The following is a 15,724-nucleotide window of genomic DNA, read 5'->3' as shown; positions in this document are numbered from 1 at the left end:
CATCGCCGAGCATCGACCTCAGATATGTCCCCACCCATGACAGGAGCAACGACCGACCTGAACAACCGTCACGGTAGGCACCGTTGCAGTACTAGACGGGGGCGGTCCCGTGTCACCTGCCGAGGAGCCCCGTCCCTCTGCCCCCAGGCGGCGCCGGATCTACGGACCATCCACGGCTGCCGCCACCACGGCCATCCAACCTCCTCCTCACAGCGCCGATCCGCCTGTTCGATTTCTGACCTCGGCAAGCACCGCTAGGACCTTTGAACACAGGCACTCACTGCGGACCGGGACGATTCGCCCGTGCTGAAGGCGTATCTCTCCTGGCGCGAGGGGCGCGGCGCGGACTATCCGGTGTCGCTGGTACCTCTGCTGAATCTGAGGCTGCGCCATCTGGTCGTTCGTGGACTTCAGCGCCCGTGCCGACGCAGGAGGCCCTCGACCGCGTCGACGGGGACGCCCGGCGCCTCAGGCCGATCCTTCGGGAGTCCCTGCGGAAGCTCGCCACCGAGGCGGGGCTGAACTCCTAGGAGGTCCCGCGGGACCTCCTCGTCGAGACCGAGCCGTTCACCCAGGAGAACGGGCTGCTCTCCGGGGTGCGCAAGCCGCTGCGCACCCCGGAGAGCAGCCCGTGACGAAGCGGTACGGCGAGCGTCTCGAAGCGCTGTACACCGAGTTGTCCGACCGCGAGGCCGAGGAGGTCCGGACGCTGCGTCGCACCGGCGCCGACCCGCCGGTACCGGCGACCGTGCTCCGGGCCGCGCAGTCGCTTCTGGGGTTGGAGGAGGGTGCCGTGGAGCCCGGCACACGCTTCCTCGAACTCGGCGGTGACAGCCTCACGGCGCTGTCGTTCTCCCGGCTGATGAAGGAGATCTTCCACGTCGACGTCCCCGTCGACGTGAGCATCAGCCTGGTCGACTCGCTGCAGCGGGTGGCCGATCACATCGAGCGGGCGCTCGCGGCGGGACACCGTCGTCCCACCGCCGACAGCGTGCACGGCTCGGACGCGACGCGGCTGGACGCGGCCCAGCTGTGGCTGGACGCGTTCCTCGACGCGCGGACCGTCGAGCAGGCCGAGGGACGCAGGCCGGCCGGTCCGCTGCCCGAGGCCCGGACCGGCCTGCTGACCGGCGCCAACGGCTACCTGGGCCGCTTCCTGTGCCTCGAATGGCTGGAGCGCGCGGCGGAGCGCCGTGGCACGCTGGTCTGCGTGGTCCGCGGCTCCTCCGCCGAGGAGGCCCGGGCACGGCTCGACGCGGCCTTCGACAGCGGCGACCCGGAACTCATGGCGCGCTACCGCGAGTCCGCCGCGCCCGGCATCTCCAGGTGGTCGCCGGCGACATCGGGGAACCGCGTCTCGGACTCGACGAGGAGACCTGGCAGCGGCTGGCCGACACCGTGGACCTGATCGTCCACCCGGCGGCACTGGTCAACCATGTCCTGCCCTACGGCCAGCTGTTCGGCCCCAACGTGCTGGGAACGGCCGAACTGATCAGGCTCGCGGTCACGTCCCGGGTCAAGCAGTTCACCTACCTGTCGACGGTCGCCGTCGTGCTCGGGAACGCGGCGGCCGCCGACGAGTCGGCGGACATCCGCACCGCCTGCGGGGCACGCGACCTCGACGGTGATTACGCCGACGGTTACGCGGCCAGCAAATGGGCCGGCGAGGTGCTGCTGCGCGAGGCGCACGAGACCTTCGGCCTACCGGTCGCCGTCTTCCGCTCGAACATGATCCTCGCGCACCCGCGCTACCGCGGTCAGCTCAACGTCCCGGACGTCTTCACCCGCCTCGTGCTGAGCCTGCTGGCGACGGGCATCGCACCCGGCAGCTTCTACGCCCGGGGCACCGGCGACGGGCGCGGACACTTCGACGCACTCCCGGTGGACTTCACCGCGCGGGTCGTCACCGCGCTCGGTGACGACGCACGAGAGGGCTACCGGACCTACAACGTGGTCAACCCGCACGACGACGGCATCTCGCTCGACACGGTCGTCGACTGGCTGATCGCAGCCGGGCATCCCCCGACACGCGTCCAGGACCACGCCGAGCGGACCGAGCGCTTCGAGACCGCCCTGCGCGGCCTGCCCGACCGCCAGCGGCAGCATTCGCTGCTCCCGCTGCTGCACGCCTTCGCCGAGCCGGCACCGCCACTCGCCGGATCCGCCCTGCCAGCGGGCCGGTTCCGTGCGGCGGTCCGGGCCGCAGCCCTCGACGAGGACAGCGACATCCCCTGTCTGTCACCGGACCTGATCACCAAGTACGTGGCCGACCTCCGGGCGCACCGCCCGGTATGACACCACCCCCGGCGGCTGCGGCGCACGCGAGCTGTCCGCTGCCGGCACCCTCCCCGCCGTCCAGGTAGTACCTCGCCGTGGTGGAGTGGATGGTGGCCAACGGATGCTCCTGCGCGGGGTTCCTCTGGTCGAACTGCACATGCACGGGGTGAAGCGGCGGGGGCTGGAAACGGAGCGTCAGCCACCGCGCCAGTCCCGACCCTACTCAGGCGTCCCGGACGGCGAAGTTCCCGAGGGGGCTCTCCAGGCGGTCGTAGGCCCGGAGGGCCGAGGGGCGGACCGCGGCGGCGATCGCCGCCTGCTCCTCGCCGGCCAGGGTGCGGCGGAACACCTCGGCGAACACCGCACGGTCCACGGCGGCGAGCAGCGCGGCGGCGACCCGGCACTCGAAGCCGACGGGTCTCTCCTGCACCGCCTCGGCCAGCGCCTCGGCGAGTGCCGTCTCGCTCTGCTCGTGCAGTTCGCGCAGCCGGGCGCCCAGGGCGGGGCTGTCGAAGACGGTGCGGGCGAACTCCGGGCCGGAGAAGCCGAGCCGGGCGTCGTGCCGGTCGAGCCCGGCGAGGCAGTCGCGGCGCAGCGCGGCGAGCGCGGACTCGCCCGATGCGCGCTCGGAGACCGTTGCGGCGAGCCGGACGACGAGCTCCTCGTGCAGGTCGAAGAAGAGGTCCTCCTTGCGCGGGAAGTGGTTGGTGACGGTCATCTTGGCGACGCCCGCGGCGGCCGCGACCTCGGCGATGGTCGTGCGGTCGAAGCCCCGCTCGATGAAGAGCCTGGTCGCGGCGTGCGAGATCGCCTCACGGGTGCGGCGCTTGTTGAGCTCGCGCAGGTTCGGAGTCGTCCCGGTCTCGGTCATGCCGGGAGCCTAGCGCAGGAAGCTGGGTCGAGTACAGAAATTAGATTTGACCTAATCGATGTGTCCGTCCTAAGTTCTTTCCGGGGCGGCCGGAGCGGCTGCCCGGGTGGGCGTCCGAGAGTGTGCCGGGTGAGCGTCGAAGTGGCGGCACGCGGATTCGGGGGCGACTCGCCCAAGGGCGACCAGGGGAGGGCGCATGACCGCATCCGTTGCTGCGAAGGGCCGGTCGGGAGGAGTCCGGGAGGGGGAGCCGGAGCCGATTCCGCCGGGCCTGTGGAAGATGGGCGGGGTGCTCGCGCTGGGGCCGGTGCTCGCGCTGCTGGACAGCACGATCGTCAACGTCGGCATCGACTCCGTCGGGCGCGATCTGCACGGCTCGATCGCGGAGATGCAGTGGGTGGCCACGGGGTACCTGCTGGCGATCTCGCTGACCATGCCGCTCTCGGGTTGGGCCGCCGGCCGCTTCGGGGGGCGGCGGGCGTGGCTCGCCTCGGTCGTCCTGTTCGTGCTCGGATCGGCGTTGTGCGGCCTGGCCTGGTCGACGGGCAGTCTGATCGCCTTCCGGGTGCTGCAGGGGATCGGCGGCGGGATGATTCAACCGCTCGGCCAGGCGATCATCATACAAGCGGCCGGGCCGTCCAGGGTCGGGCGGGTGATGGGCACGCTGATGCTTCCGATCAGCCTGGCCCCGGTCCTGGGGCCGATCCTCGGCGGGCTGGTGCTGGAGCACTTCGACTGGCGCTGGATGTTCCTGCTGAACGTGCCGGTGGGGCTGGTGATCCTGCTGCTCGCCGCCCGCTGGCTGCCGTCCGACGAGACGTCGGACGCACCGAAGCCCCGGCTGGACGTGACCGGTCTGGTGCTGCTCTCGCCCGGCCTGACCGGGCTGGTCTACGGGCTCGCGACGATCGGTGACGGCGCAACGGCCGGCTGGGTCGCTCTGGCGGCGGGCGCGGTGCTGGTGGCGGCCTACGGCTGGTACGCGCTGTGGGTGGGGCGCGGGGGCGTCCGGACGCCGCTGATCGACCTGCGGCTGTTCGCCCGGCGCGGCTTCAGCGTGGCGACGGCGAACAGCTTCCTGCAGGGCGCTGCGCTCTACAGCTCGATGTTCCTGGTGCCGCTCTACTACCAGCAGGTGAAGCACGCCGGCGCGGTGGAGGCCGGTCTGCTGCTGGCGCCGCAGGCCCTCGGCACGGCGGTCACCGCCATGCTGGCCGCCCGGATGACCGACCGCATCGCGCCGCGTCCGCTGATCATGATCGGCATCGGCTGCTCCCTGGTCGGCACGATCGCGTTCACCCAGCTGGGCAGCGGCTCCGAACCGGCCGCCTGGCTGATCGCCGGCTCGCTGGCACTGCGCGGCGCGGGCATGGGGATGATCGCGATCCCCGGCCTGGCAGTGGTGTACGGGAGCGTCGAGAAGGACCAGGTGCCGGCGGCGGCGGGTGCGGTCAACGTGCTGAACCGGGTGGGCGGGGCGCTCGGCACGGCGGTGCTGACGCTGGCGCTCCAACAGGCGCAGGACGGGCACCCGGGCCGGCCGGGTGCGGCCTTCGGCGAGACCTTCTGGTGGGTGCTGGCCCTGTCCGCGCTCGCCATCGCTCCGGCGCTGCTCTACCCGAACACCCGCCGATCCGGCTGACCACCGGCCGGCTCCCGACCACCCGGACCTGGAGGCACCCGTGTCCATCCGTCACCCCGACGGCCTTCGCCTGCTCAGCGTCCATGCGCACCCCGACGACGAGTCCAGCAAGGGTGCGGCCACCCTCGCCCGGTACGCGGCCGAGGGCGTGGACGTCCTGGTCGCCACCTGCACCGGCGGCGAGCGCGGCTCGGTGCTCAACCCGGCCATGGACCGGCCCGAGGTCCGGGCCGACATCGCCCGCGTCCGGCGCGAGGAGATGGCGGCCGCCCGGGAGATCCTCGGTGTGCGCCAGAAGTTCCTCGGCTTCGTCGACTCCGGGATGCCCGGCCCGGACGAACTCCTTCCCGAGGGCTGCTTCGCCGCCCGGCCGGTGGAGCTCGCGGCGGCGCCGCTGGTCGCACTGATCCGGGAGTTCCGCCCGCAGGTGGTGATCACCTACGACGAGACCGGCGGCTACCCGCACCCGGACCACGTGATGACCCACCGGGTCACGATGGCGGCCGTCGAAGCCGCCGCCGACCCGGAGCACGATCCCGGGCCGGGCGAGCCCTGGCAGGTGTCCAAGCTCTATTACCACCTGGCGCTCTCCCGGGCCTGGTTCCGGGCCCTGCACGAGGCCATGACGGAACGGGGCGTCCCCTCGGGGATGGGCGAGCTGCTCGCCGGCTGGCCCGACACCCCGCCGGCCCTGGCCACCACCACCCGGGTGGCGTGCGCCGAGCAGTTCGCCGTACGGGACGCGGCGATGCTGGCACACGCCACCCAGGTCCAGCCGGGCGTGGCCTTCATGGCCCACCCGCGGGACATCGAGCGCGAGGTCTGGCCGACCGAGGACTACCACCTGGCCCGGAGCCTGGTGCCGGTGGTGGGTGCGGCGGTCGGGGAGGGCACGATCGAGACCGACCTGTTCGCCGGGCTACGGGCGGAGGCAGGGGTGGAGGTGGGGGCGGGGTGAGCCGGACGACGGGTGCGGCGCGGGCGCGGCGCGGGCGTTCGCGGCGTCACCCGGTGGCGCGGTGGCCGCCGTCCGCTCGGCAGCGGCCGTCCGCTCAGCACTGGCCGTCGGCGAGCACGTAGTAGCCCGGTCCGGTCTGCTTCAGGGTGTGGGTGACGAAGGTGTTCCAGAGCCCCATGCTCTGGCCCGAGCCGAGCGCGTAGGTCTGGCCGCCGGTCTGGGTCGCACGGCCCGCCGAGACGTGCGCGTAGTTGCTGGCGGTGAAGCACTGGGGGGTGCCCCCGCCCGGAGTGGTCGCCGTCACCGCCGCCGACCGGGGGCCGGCGGCGCCCGACCCGTCGACCGCCGCCACGGTGTAGCGGTACGTGGTGCCGGCCGCGAGTCCGGTGTCGGTGAAGGCCGTGCCGGTCGTGCTGCCCACCTGGGCGTCATCGCGGAAGACCTGGTACGAGGAGGCGCCGCTGACGGACTGCCAGCCGAGGGCGACCGACCCGGCGGCCGCGGTCGCGGTCAGCCCGGTCGGGGCGGGCAGCCCGGGGTCGGTGGGGCCGGAGCCGCCGTCCAGCCCCCAGAACCGCGCGGTGTAGTAGCCGGAGCAGATCGTGTCGAGGAAGTAGGCGCCGGTCGCCCCGCACTGGTCGGCCCCGGAGCCCGGGTCGACGGCCAGGCCGTGGCCCATCCCGCTGATCGTGAACACGGCCACCGCGGGCCTTCCGTTCGCATCGGCGTAGAGTTCCTGGGTGGTGCCGCCGGGCAGGCTCCGGGTGCCGGTCGGCTGACGGCCGAGGCCCTGGACGTTCGTCCACTGGTCCCGCAGCTCGGCCGCGTTCACCGGCCTGACCACGGTGTCGGCGGTGCCCTGCCAGATCGCCACCCTGGGCCACGGCCCGGTGTAACCCGGGTACGCGGCCCGGACCTTGTCGCCCCACTGGGCCGGAGTGAGCCCCTGGTCGGAGTTCTGGCAGCCGGAGGCGGCGGCCTGGGTGGTGGCGCAGTGTGCGGGCAGCCCGGAGTCGATCGCCCCGCCGGCGAACACGTCGGGGTAGTCCGCCAACAGGTCGGCGGCCATCCCGCCGCCCGCCGAGAGCCCGGTGACGAACACCCGGTGGGCGTCCGAGCCGTACAGGGACTCGGCCTTGGCGACCATCTCGACCACCGACCTGGCCTCGCCGACGCCCCGGGCGGCCCGGCTCGCGTCGAACCAGCTGAAGCAGGAGAGGCTGTTGTTGACACTGCTGGTCTGCGGGAACACCACCGCGAAGCCGTACTGGTCGGCGAACTTGGTCCAGCCCGAGTTGCGGTAGTAGTCGGTGGCGCTCTGGACGCAGCCGTGCAGCGCGACCACCAGGGGCGCGCCGCCGGGCAAGCCGGCGGGCGTGTAGGTGTACATCGCGAGGTTGCCCGGGTTGGTGCCGAACCCGGTGACCTGCTGGAAGCTGCCGCTGGTGGCCGCCGCCACGGAGGATGCGGCGGAGGCCGTGACAGGGGAAACCGTGGTGGCAGTGGATGCGGTGGGGGAGGCGACGGCTGCGGAGGGCGCGGCGGTGCCGAGTGCGAGAGCGACGGTGGTGAGCAGCGCCGCGGCGGTGGGGCGCAGTGGCATGGGGACTCCAACGTGGGGGAGGAGTGGGGGCCGGTCCCGTGCAGCGTGGCGCGCCCGCAGGCCCGGTGCCATGTGACGGTCATCCGGGGTCCACCGCCCGGGCATGGCGCAGGCCGCCATGCTCCTGCGGCCCGCGCCCCGCGCCGTGGTCCTGCGGCCCGGCCGGGCGTCTTGCGGAGCGCTGAAGGCCGTACCTGCCCCGCACCGGAACGCACTTGAGGCGAGGTGACGTCGGGGACGGCGGTGTTCCAGGGCGAACCCGGGGACCATCTCCACAACCCGATGACGGATGGAAAAGAACCGGCCCCGGCCGCCGGAGCGACCGGGGCCCGCCCGGGTGGGGGTCCCGGGGCGGCTCACAGGGCCGCGAGCACTCCGCAGAGGGCGATGAAGCCGCAGATCCCGAAGTTGACCAGCTTGTGGGACAGGAAGATCGCGGCGAACTCGCGGATGGTGGCGCTCGGCCAGTAGTACCGGGCGGTGGGAGAGCCGAAGACGTGGCCGTTGACGCCGGTCTGGCGGGCGAGCAGTGCCGCCCGGAAGGCGTGGAAGTTGTTGGTGACCACGACGCAGCGGTAGTCGGGCTTGGCCTGCTCCATGATGGCCTTGCTGAACAGCAGGTTCTCCTCGGTGGTGCGCGAGCGGTCCTCCCGCTCGATGTGCTCCTCGGGGAAGCCGCGTTCGACCAGGTAGTCGGCCATCGCGTGGGACTCCGGCAGCTTCTCGTCCGGCCCCTGGCCGCCCGAGGTGATGAGCACCGGCGGGTTGCCGCGGGCGGCCTGCTTCTCGTACACCTCGCGGCCCCGGTTCAGTCGGCTGGCGAGCAGCGGCGGGACGCGCTCGCCGCCGATCAGCCCGGAGCCGAGCACGATCACGAAGTCCACGTCCCGGCACGGCCGGTGACGGCTGTACAGGAAGGCGTAGCCGACGAAGCAGGTGAACAGGAAGGAGACGTAGCCGACCACGAGGACCGCGGTGCCCGCGAGCGCGGCCAGCGGCCGCGAGTGGACGATGAGGGCGGCGACCAGCAGTCCGATGACGCCGAGGATGCCCAGCCCGGCGAGCAGTGACAGCAGGTTGGCCGGCCGTCTGCCCTCCTTGCGGATCATGGTCAGGCCGTTGGCGAGCAGGAACCAGACCAGGGCCGCCGTGCCGAGGGCCGGGAGGAGGACGATGACCGCCGCCGCGAGTGTGATCACCATGCTGGGTGCCTTGCGGAGCTCGGCGAGCAGGGCGAGGGACAGGAGGGAGACGGCGATGCCGAGCAGGACGGCGTTGCTGAACTGGCGACGGTCGCGTACTACCCCGATTCCGAACAACAGGAAGAACAGGGCGGCTGGGGCATAGGCGATCATGCGTCGTATCGTAGGGGAATCCCACCTGTACGAACCGGCCGGGCGTTCGGAGGAACCGAGGGCCCCGGTGAGCGCCCGGTGGGTGCCCCGGACGCCCGGCCGGGGTTCAGGCGAAGCGCTCGATCGCGGCCAGGATCGCGTCCCGCATCCGCGGGCTGCCGGTGTGCCCGGAGTCGTCGATGACCGTCAGCCGGGCGTCCGGCCAGGCCTTGACCAGCTGCCAGGCCGTGTCGACCGGCCCGCCGAGGTCCAGTCGGCCGTGGATCAGTTCGCCGGGGATTCCGGACAGTCGCCCGGCGTCGCGCAGCAGTTGGCCGTCGGGCAGGAAGGCCCGGTGCGAGAAGTAGTGCGCGGTGATCCGGGTGAAGGCCATCAGCGCGTCGGAGGGCCGGTCGGTGTACGCGTTCGGCTTGCCCAGCCTCTCGTGCGAGATGACCGCGTCCTCCCAGGTGGCCCAGGCGTTGGCGGCGGCCCGCCGGACCGGCTCGTCGGTGCTGTCGAGCAGCCGGCTGTAGGCGGCGAGCAGTTCGAAGGTGTCCCCGTCGCGGTCGGCGGGCGGAAGGAAGTCCCGGAACGCCTCCCAGGCCGCGGGCAGGAAGCGGCCCACGCCGCGGTACAGCCAGTCGGTCTCCTCGGGACGGGTCATGGTGACCCCGCAGATCACGATCGCGGAGACCCGTTCCGGGTGGGCCTGCGCGTAGGCGAGGATCAGCGTGGAGCCCCAGGAGCCGCCGTAGAGCAGCCACTTGTCGATGCCGAGGTGCTCGCGCAGCCGCTCCATGTCGGCGATCAGGTGCGCGGTGGTGTTGTGCTCCAGGCTGGTCGAGGGGTCGGCGGCGGCCGGGCGGCTGAGCCCGCAGCCGCGCTGGTCGAACTGGACGAGGTGGTAGCGCTCCGGGTCGAAGTACCGCCGGGTGCCCGGACTGTGGCCGGAGCCGGGCCCGCCGTGCACCACCACGGCCGGCCTGCCCGCCGGGTCGCCGGAGGCGTTCCAGTGCATCAGCTGCCCGTCGCCGACGTCCAACAGGCCTTGTGCGTACGGTTCGTAGAGGGGGTATGGCTCGGGCATCGGTGACTCCTCCGTGGTCGTACGGGGTGGGCCCGGCGAGCCTACCCCGGTGTCGAACCCGAGGAGGGGCTCAGCGGTGCTCCGGCGGGAGCAGGGCGGCGAGGCCGTCGAGGACCCGCTGGAGGCCGAACTCGAAGCGGGCGTCCATGTCCGGCGCGGTGAGGTCGTCGGCGAGGGCGACCAGGTTGGGGAAGGTCTCGGCGGGCAGGGCGCGGAACAGGTCGCCGGCGGCGTCGGCGATGTCCCGGCGGCTGGTGCCGAGCACCTCGGCGGCCGAGATCGGCGACTGTTCCTGGAGCACGAAGCCCTGGACGAAGGCGCCCAGCAGGTAGCTGGCCATGGCGGCGTCGGCGTCGGAGAAGCCGGCCGCGCGGAGCCGGTCCAGCTGGTCCTCCATCAGCCCGAGCAGGTGGGGCCCGGGGGCGAGCCGACCGGCGACGACCTTGGCCGCGTCCCGGGTGTCGAGCAGCAGGCGGCGGTAGCGCCAGCTGTACGCGTGGAACTGTTCGCGCCAGCCGCCGGTGCGCGGCGGGGGCTCGGCGGAGCCCAACAGCGCGTCGGTGAGCAGGTCGAGGAGCTCCTGCTTGTTGCGGACGTGCCAGTACAGCGAGGCCGCCTTGACGCCGACCTCGGCGGCGACCTTGCGCATGGACAGCCCGGCCAGGCCGTCCCGTTGCAGGATGCGCAGGGCGGCCTGGGCGAGGGCGTCCCTGGTCAGGGCGGGTGTCGTGTCGTCGGTCCCGGGCGTGTCGGGGTGGTTCTGCGGCATGGGTGTGCGGACGCCTCCGGCCGTGTGGTGGATTCCCGCTTGCAATCTAACACCGTTAGGTGCACTCTGTGGCTGTCGCGCCGACTCCTAACAGTGTTAGGGGCTCATGACCGGGAGGGAACCCATGGAGGAATCGAGCGCCCGCCGCCGACGGCTCGCGCTGCTCACGCTCTGCGTCACCATGTTCATGTCCATGCTGGACAACGTCATCGTCAACAACGCCCTGCCCCGCATCGGCCAGGAACTGGACGCCGGGATCAGCGGCCTGCAATGGGTCGCCGAGGGCTACAGCCTGGTCTACGCGGCCTTCGTGCTGACCGGTGGCGCACTCGGCGACCGCTACGGCCGCACCCGGGTGTTCCGGCTCGGCCTCGCCCTCTTCACGGTCGGATCGGCCCTGGCCGCGCTCGCCGACACGATCGGCGTGCTGGTCGGCGCCCGGATGCTCCAGGGCGTCGGCGCCGCGCTGCTCACCCCCGGCAGTCTCGCCCTGCTGCGGCACGTCTTCACCGACGAGCAGGAGCGGGCCAAGGCCATCGCCACCTGGTCCGGGGTCTCCGCGCTCGGCCTCTCGGTCGGACCGGTGGTCGGCGGCCCGATGGTCGAACACCTCGGCTGGGCCAGCGTGTTCTGGATCAACGTGCCGATCGGCGTCGCCGGACTGCTGCTCGCCGCCCGGGTGCTCCCGGACATCCCGCCGCGAGCCCGCCGGATCGACCTCGGCGGCCTCGCCCTGTCCGCCACCGGACTCGGCCTGCTGGTCTACGCGCTGATCGAGGGCCCGTCCCGGGGCTGGACCGACGCCCGGGTGCTCGGCTGCGGCGCCGCGGCCGCCGTGCTGCTGATCGCCTTCCTGCTGCTCGAACTGCGGCTCGCCGAACCGATGCTGGAGCTGCGACTGTTCCGCGACGGCATGCTGGGCGGCGCGCTGCTCAGCGGGTTCATGGTCAGCTTCGGGATGTTCGGCGCGCTGTTCTTCCTGCCGCTGATGATGCAGGGCACCCTCGGCTGGTCCCCGGCCGCCGCGGGCTACGCGGGGCTGCCGATGACCGCGATGCTGGTGCTCGCCGCGCCGCTCTCCGGCCGGCTGACCGCCCGCCACGGGCCCCGGCCGCCGCTGGTGCTCGGCCTCGTCCTCTGCGCGGCGGGCCTCGGCGGCCTGTCACTGTACGGCGACCACGCGCACTACCTCGAATACCTGTGGACGCTGTTCGCGATGGGCCTCGGGATGGGGCTCACCTTCACCCCGGTGTCGATCGGGGTGATGCAGCGGGTCGCCCCGGCCCAGACCGGGATGGCCTCGGCCGCCATCAACACCCTGCGCGAACTCGGCGGGGTGCTCGGGATCGCCGTGCTGGGCGCCGTCCTGACCGACCGGCTGACCGACTCCCTGACGGCCGCCCTGCACCGGCTCGGCGTCCCGCCGGACGCCGTCGGTCCGATCGCGGACGCGCCCACCGGCGCGGTGCACGGCGGTGGCGCAGCCGCGGCGGCACTGCCCGGTCCGCTCCAGGAGGCGGTGGACGGCGCCTTCATCGACGGCATCCACCTCGCCGTGCGCTGCGGGGCGGTCGCGCTCGCGGTCACCGCCGTCCTGGTCGCCGTCCTGCTCGGCCGGGCCCGTCCGATCGCCCCGCCGGAGGCCGTCCGTCCGCGGCCGGCGGAGCCGGCCGAGGCCCGCTCCGCCTGATCGGCGAACCAGTCGGCGATCCGGCCGGGGCCCGGCCGGGCGCACGGCATACCCGGACGTGCCCGTCGCACGGGCCGCCGCACCGGCGGCCCGTCAGCGGATGCCCTCGATCGCCGCCTGCGCCCTGTGGGCCAGCTCGCGCCGGGCGCCCGCCCGGGCGGGCTGCGGGCCGGGCGGCGCTATCGGCGGCAGGAAGGTCACGTCGGCGACCAGCCCGCGGGCCGCGACCACCCGGGCGAGCGAGGTGAGCAGCCCGTCGTCCCCGATGAAGGCGGGCACGCTGGTCGGCCGCCCGTCCGCCAGCCGGTAGCGGATCGTCACCGGCTGGACGTCGGCGCCCGCCTCCACCGCCGCCTGGAACAGGGCGGGCCGGAACCGGCCGCTCTCCCGCCCGCACCAGGTCGACCCCTCCGGGAAGACGATCACCGGTTGCCCGGAGCGCAGCACCCCGGCCACCGCGGCGACGGTGTCCGGCAGCGTCCGCAGCCGGTCGCGGTCCAGGAAGACGGTGCCGCACCCGGCGATCAGCGGGCCGAGCACCGGCCACTGCCGGACCTCGGTCTTGGCCAGTGACCGGCCCGGCCGACCGGCCGCGAGCAGTGGTATGTCCAGCCAGGACACGTGGTTGGCCACCACCAGCACCCCGCCGTCCGCGCCGGGACCCGGCCCGTCGGGCCCCGCGAGGTGGACGGTCACCCCGAGGGCGCGCAGTACCGTCCGCGCCCAGAGCCGGACCAGCAGGATCCGGGCGCGGTACGGGAACAGCCGGACCGGCAGGCCGAGCACGACCCCCGCCAGCACGGCGGTCAGACAGGCCGCCAGCCGCAGCGCCCGCCGGGGGTGGGAGACCTCCGGCGAGGCCTCGGCCAGGCAGGTCTCGGGCCGGCAGGTCGCCGTGGGCAGCCACACGCTCATGACGAGGCGCCCGAGGCGGGTACGCCGGACAGGAAGTGCCGCAGGTAGCGCGGGTCGGTGCGCTCCAGCGACAGCAGCACGTACAGGTCGGCGCAGTCGAAGTCCGGGTCGTACGCGGGCTCGCCGCAGACCCAGGCGCCCAGCCGCAGGTAGCCGCGGAGCAGGGCCGGCAGCGCGCCCCGCTCGGCGCGCGCCACCCCGGTGGCGTCCCAGCGGCGGTGCGGGGTGACCCGGTACTCCTCGGGCGCCAGGTGCTTGGCGCTGACGGTGTCCCAGACCCGGGCCGCGGTGGCGCCGCCGTCCGCCAGCTCGATCGAGCAGCAGCCGCCGACCCAGGTGTTGCCGGTGTCGGCCAGGTAGCGCGCGATGCCGCCCCACATCAGGTTGATGACGGCGCCGTTGCCCCGGTGGTCCGGGCGGATGCAGGAGCGCCCGAGCTCGACCAGGCCGGGGCGCACCGGCGCGAGCGCGGAGAGGTCGAACTCCCCGTCGGAGTACAGCCGGCCGGCCCGGCGGGCGGCCTCGGGGCGCAGCAGACGGTAGGTGCCGACGACGGCGCCCTGCTCGCCCTCGCGGACCAGCAGGTGGTCGCAGTACTCGTCGAACGGGTCGACGTCCAGGCCCTCGACCGGGCTGTGCAGCACCGCGCCCAGCTCGGCGCCGAAGACCTGGTGACGCAGCCGCTGGGCGGCGCGCACGTCGTCCTCGTCGCGGGCGAGGGAGACGGTGTACGCGGCCGGGGCGGCGGGCCGGGGGCGGCGCGCGGGGACCGCCTGGGCGTCGTGGGTGGGGGCGACTGCGGACGGAGCGTACGTGGGGACGGTGGTCATGGCGGACCCTCCAGGGCAGCACGATCGGCGGTGCCGTGGATCACCAGGGCACCGTCCCGGTCCGCAGGCGGTTGGGCATGGACGCGAACCGGTCCCCGTATGTCTCTCCGAGCCGGTTGGCATTTATGTTGCGGCCCGGCGGAGCGCAGATGTGCACCTGTTGAATGGGAACACCCGTGGCCCGGCGGTCACTTGTCCGGCACCCGGCGCTCGCCCGCCGGGGGTGGACAACTCCCGCCGCAGGGGCGTACGGCCGCATCGTGCGCCCCTGCGGCGCGATCGCTACGCGCGGCTCAGAACGTCCGCCAGCCTTCCGGGTCGACCCCGCCCGGGACGGCGCCGGCCGGGCCGTACGGCTCACGGGTGTGGACGAAGGAGCCGATGTCGAGGTGGCTGACCGTGCCGTCGGGGTGGCGGACCACCCGCAGGGTCTCGCCCGCGTAGTAGTTCTCCACGCCGGTCCAGGTGCCGTCCGGTTCGGGCCGGAAGCGCGAGCCCCGGCCGGCGCCGGTGAGCGGGGTGAGCTCCAGTACCCGCCCGGGCCGCAGCCGCAGGGTGGTCGGCGCGGCGCCCCAGTACCAGGGGCCGGTGAGCTCCAGCAGCTCGGCGTCCACCGCGGGCAGCGGGCGCCACGGTTCGGGCAGCCGGGGCTCCAGTTCGGCGGTGAGCGCGATCAGCTGCGCCGCCAGGGCCGAGGCGCTGGCGCCGCTGGTGGCGTTGGAGAGGGCGTAGGCGGCCAGGCCGTCGGCCTCGCTGATCCACAGGCCTGCCGTGAATCCGGGCATCGAGCCGGTGTGCCCGTACAGCAACCGGCCCTCGTGGCGGCGCAGTTGCAGGCCGAGGCCGTAGCCGCTGGTCCACTCGGCGTCGTCCGGGGCGACGGCCGGGCAGCGCATCTCGGCGAGGGAGTCGGCGGACAGCACCTTGTCGTCGCCGGCCGTCAGGAAGGCCGCCCAGCGGGCCAGGTCGGCGACGGTGGACCAGAGTTGACCGGCCGGGCCCATCAGGCCGGTGTCGGTGAGCGGCTCGGGCAGCAGGACGTCGGCCCAGGGATGGACGGCGAAGCCCCCGGCGTGCGGGTGCTCGGGCAGCAGCGTGGTGCGGTCCATGCCGAGCGGGGCCAGCACCTCGCGGCGCAGCACCTCGCCCCAGGGCTCGCCGCGCAGCTTCGCCACCAGCGCGCCGAGCAGCGCGTAGCCGGGGTTGGAGTAGTGGTGGACCCGCCCGGCCGGGTGCTTCAGCGGCCGTTCGGCCTCCAGGAGGTCGCCGAGGCCCGGCCGCAGCGAGCCCTCGGTCCGCTCCCACCAGGGGCCGGGGGTCTCGGCGGTCAGGCCGGAGGAGTGCGCGAGCAGCTGGGCGACGGTCGCCTCGTCGGCGGGCGTGCCGGGCAGGTGGCGGGAGAGCGGGTCGGCGAGGTCGAGCAGGCCCTCGTCGCGCAGCCGCAGCACCAGCACGGCGACGAAGGTCTTGGTGAGCGAACCGATGCGGTACTGGACGTCCGGGGTGGGGGCGTGCCCGTCGACTATGCTGCGGGCTCCGCTCCACACCGGCTGCCCGTCGCGCAGGACCCCGGCGACCATGGAGGGCGTGCGACCCTCGGCCTGGGCGACGGCGAGCCGGTGCAGCAGCGCGCGGCGGGTGGCGGGCAGCAGCTCGTCGGGCAGGTCGGTCATGTGGGCTTCTGGACTCATCGACATATGCACGGACAGTAGCCCAGCCCGGGCCCGGGGCCGACCGATTAATCC

The 15,724-nt window shown here is 73.6% G+C and carries 13 protein-coding genes; 5 read left to right on the top strand and 8 right to left on the bottom strand.

Features of this window, described 5'->3' with window-relative positions; translation table 11 throughout:
• Positions 1 to 631 precede the first annotated feature (631 nt).
• Both ACZ6EM_RS36115 and ACZ6EM_RS36110 read left to right on the top strand, forming a co-directional pair.
• Entirely contained in the window at positions 632 to 1,408 is a 777-nt protein-coding gene (locus tag ACZ6EM_RS36115; protein WP_465774253.1) for an acyl carrier protein, read from the top strand.
• Entirely contained in the window at positions 1,327 to 2,295 is a 969-nt protein-coding gene (locus ACZ6EM_RS36110) for a thioester reductase domain-containing protein (protein WP_465774252.1), read from the top strand. The genes ACZ6EM_RS36115 and ACZ6EM_RS36110 overlap by 82 nt, the downstream gene beginning before the upstream one ends.
• A 205-nt stretch (positions 2,296 to 2,500) precedes the next feature.
• Here the strand turns inward: ACZ6EM_RS36110 and ACZ6EM_RS36105 are convergent, their stop codons facing one another.
• Positions 2,501 to 3,148 carry a TetR/AcrR family transcriptional regulator gene (locus ACZ6EM_RS36105; RefSeq protein ID WP_465774251.1) on the bottom strand — a complete coding sequence of 216 codons (648 nt, stop codon included), beginning with the start codon at positions 3,146 to 3,148 and terminating at the stop codon, positions 2,501 to 2,503.
• Positions 3,149 to 3,344: 196 nt separating this feature from the next.
• Here ACZ6EM_RS36105 and ACZ6EM_RS36100 point away from each other — a divergent pair, with 196 nt between their 5' ends.
• The gene (locus tag ACZ6EM_RS36100; protein ID WP_465774250.1) at positions 3,345 to 4,790 is read left to right on the top strand and encodes an MDR family MFS transporter; all 1,446 of its coding nucleotides are present in this window, start codon (positions 3,345 to 3,347) and stop codon (positions 4,788 to 4,790) included.
• 40 nt (positions 4,791 to 4,830) lie between these two features.
• The gene (mca, locus tag ACZ6EM_RS36095; RefSeq protein WP_465774249.1) at positions 4,831 to 5,748 is read left to right on the top strand and encodes a mycothiol conjugate amidase Mca; all 918 of its coding nucleotides are present in this window, start codon (positions 4,831 to 4,833) and stop codon (positions 5,746 to 5,748) included.
• Positions 5,749 to 5,842: 94 nt separating this feature from the next.
• Here the strand turns inward: mca and ACZ6EM_RS36090 are convergent, their stop codons facing one another.
• From ACZ6EM_RS36090 to ACZ6EM_RS36075, 4 genes are all read right to left on the bottom strand, one after another.
• Positions 5,843 to 7,351 carry an extracellular catalytic domain type 1 short-chain-length polyhydroxyalkanoate depolymerase gene (locus tag ACZ6EM_RS36090; RefSeq protein ID WP_465774248.1) on the bottom strand — a complete coding sequence of 503 codons (1,509 nt, stop codon included), beginning with the start codon at positions 7,349 to 7,351 and terminating at the stop codon, positions 5,843 to 5,845.
• A gap of 356 nt (positions 7,352 to 7,707) precedes the next feature.
• Positions 7,708 to 8,706, bottom strand: a complete 999-nt coding sequence (locus ACZ6EM_RS36085; RefSeq protein ID WP_465774247.1) for a YdcF family protein — start codon at positions 8,704 to 8,706, stop codon at positions 7,708 to 7,710.
• A 106-nt stretch (positions 8,707 to 8,812) separates the two neighbouring features.
• On the bottom strand, positions 8,813 to 9,775 hold the full coding sequence (pip, locus tag ACZ6EM_RS36080; protein ID WP_465774246.1) for a prolyl aminopeptidase: 963 nt from the start codon (positions 9,773 to 9,775) through the stop codon (positions 8,813 to 8,815).
• Between the two features lie 70 nt (positions 9,776 to 9,845).
• Positions 9,846 to 10,544 carry a TetR/AcrR family transcriptional regulator gene (locus tag ACZ6EM_RS36075; RefSeq protein ID WP_452177866.1) on the bottom strand — a complete coding sequence of 233 codons (699 nt, stop codon included), beginning with the start codon at positions 10,542 to 10,544 and terminating at the stop codon, positions 9,846 to 9,848.
• A 124-nt stretch (positions 10,545 to 10,668) separates the two neighbouring features.
• Between ACZ6EM_RS36075 and ACZ6EM_RS36070 the strand changes: the two genes are divergently transcribed.
• Entirely contained in the window at positions 10,669 to 12,234 is a 1,566-nt protein-coding gene (locus ACZ6EM_RS36070; protein WP_465774245.1) for an MFS transporter, read from the top strand.
• A gap of 93 nt (positions 12,235 to 12,327) precedes the next feature.
• On the opposite strand, the gene ACZ6EM_RS36065 is transcribed toward ACZ6EM_RS36070, so the two are convergent.
• The 3 genes from ACZ6EM_RS36065 to ACZ6EM_RS36055 all read right to left on the bottom strand — a co-directional run bounded on the left by ACZ6EM_RS36065 (position 12,328) and on the right by ACZ6EM_RS36055 (position 15,652).
• The gene (locus ACZ6EM_RS36065; RefSeq protein WP_452177868.1) at positions 12,328 to 13,149 is read right to left on the bottom strand and encodes a lysophospholipid acyltransferase family protein; all 822 of its coding nucleotides are present in this window, start codon (positions 13,147 to 13,149) and stop codon (positions 12,328 to 12,330) included.
• Positions 13,146 to 13,979, bottom strand: a complete 834-nt coding sequence (locus ACZ6EM_RS36060) for a GNAT family N-acetyltransferase (protein WP_401048103.1) — start codon at positions 13,977 to 13,979, stop codon at positions 13,146 to 13,148. The genes ACZ6EM_RS36065 and ACZ6EM_RS36060 overlap by 4 nt, the downstream gene beginning before the upstream one ends.
• A gap of 293 nt (positions 13,980 to 14,272) precedes the next feature.
• Positions 14,273 to 15,652: a serine hydrolase domain-containing protein gene (locus ACZ6EM_RS36055; RefSeq protein ID WP_465774244.1), complete on the bottom strand. Its 1,380-nt coding sequence runs from the start codon at positions 15,650 to 15,652 to the stop codon at positions 14,273 to 14,275.
• Between the last annotated feature and the right edge of the window lie 72 nt (positions 15,653 to 15,724).

The organism is Kitasatospora sp. NPDC041917 (assembly GCF_055589745.1).
This window is presented reverse-complemented; position numbering and strand designations above follow the sequence as displayed.

Coding starts and splice junctions, on each gene's coding strand:
- ACZ6EM_RS36090 (WP_465774248.1), bottom strand. CDS start 7,351: ATGCCACTGCGCCCCACCGCCGCGGCGCTGCTCACCACCGTCGCTCTC.
- ACZ6EM_RS36085 (WP_465774247.1), bottom strand. CDS start 8,706: ATGATCGCCTATGCCCCAGCCGCCCTGTTCTTCCTGTTGTTCGGAATC.
- ACZ6EM_RS36060 (WP_401048103.1), bottom strand. CDS start 13,979: ATGACCACCGTCCCCACGTACGCTCCGTCCGCAGTCGCCCCCACCCAC.
- ACZ6EM_RS36100 (WP_465774250.1), top strand. CDS start 3,345: ATGACCGCATCCGTTGCTGCGAAGGGCCGGTCGGGAGGAGTCCGGGAG.
- ACZ6EM_RS36055 (WP_465774244.1), bottom strand. CDS start 15,652: ATGACCGACCTGCCCGACGAGCTGCTGCCCGCCACCCGCCGCGCGCTG.
- ACZ6EM_RS36065 (WP_452177868.1), bottom strand. CDS start 13,149: ATGAGCGTGTGGCTGCCCACGGCGACCTGCCGGCCCGAGACCTGCCTG.
- pip (WP_465774246.1), bottom strand. CDS start 9,775: ATGCCCGAGCCATACCCCCTCTACGAACCGTACGCACAAGGCCTGTTG.
- ACZ6EM_RS36070 (WP_465774245.1), top strand. CDS start 10,669: ATGGAGGAATCGAGCGCCCGCCGCCGACGGCTCGCGCTGCTCACGCTC.
- ACZ6EM_RS36105 (WP_465774251.1), bottom strand. CDS start 3,148: ATGACCGAGACCGGGACGACTCCGAACCTGCGCGAGCTCAACAAGCGC.
- ACZ6EM_RS36075 (WP_452177866.1), bottom strand. CDS start 10,544: ATGCCGCAGAACCACCCCGACACGCCCGGGACCGACGACACGACACCC.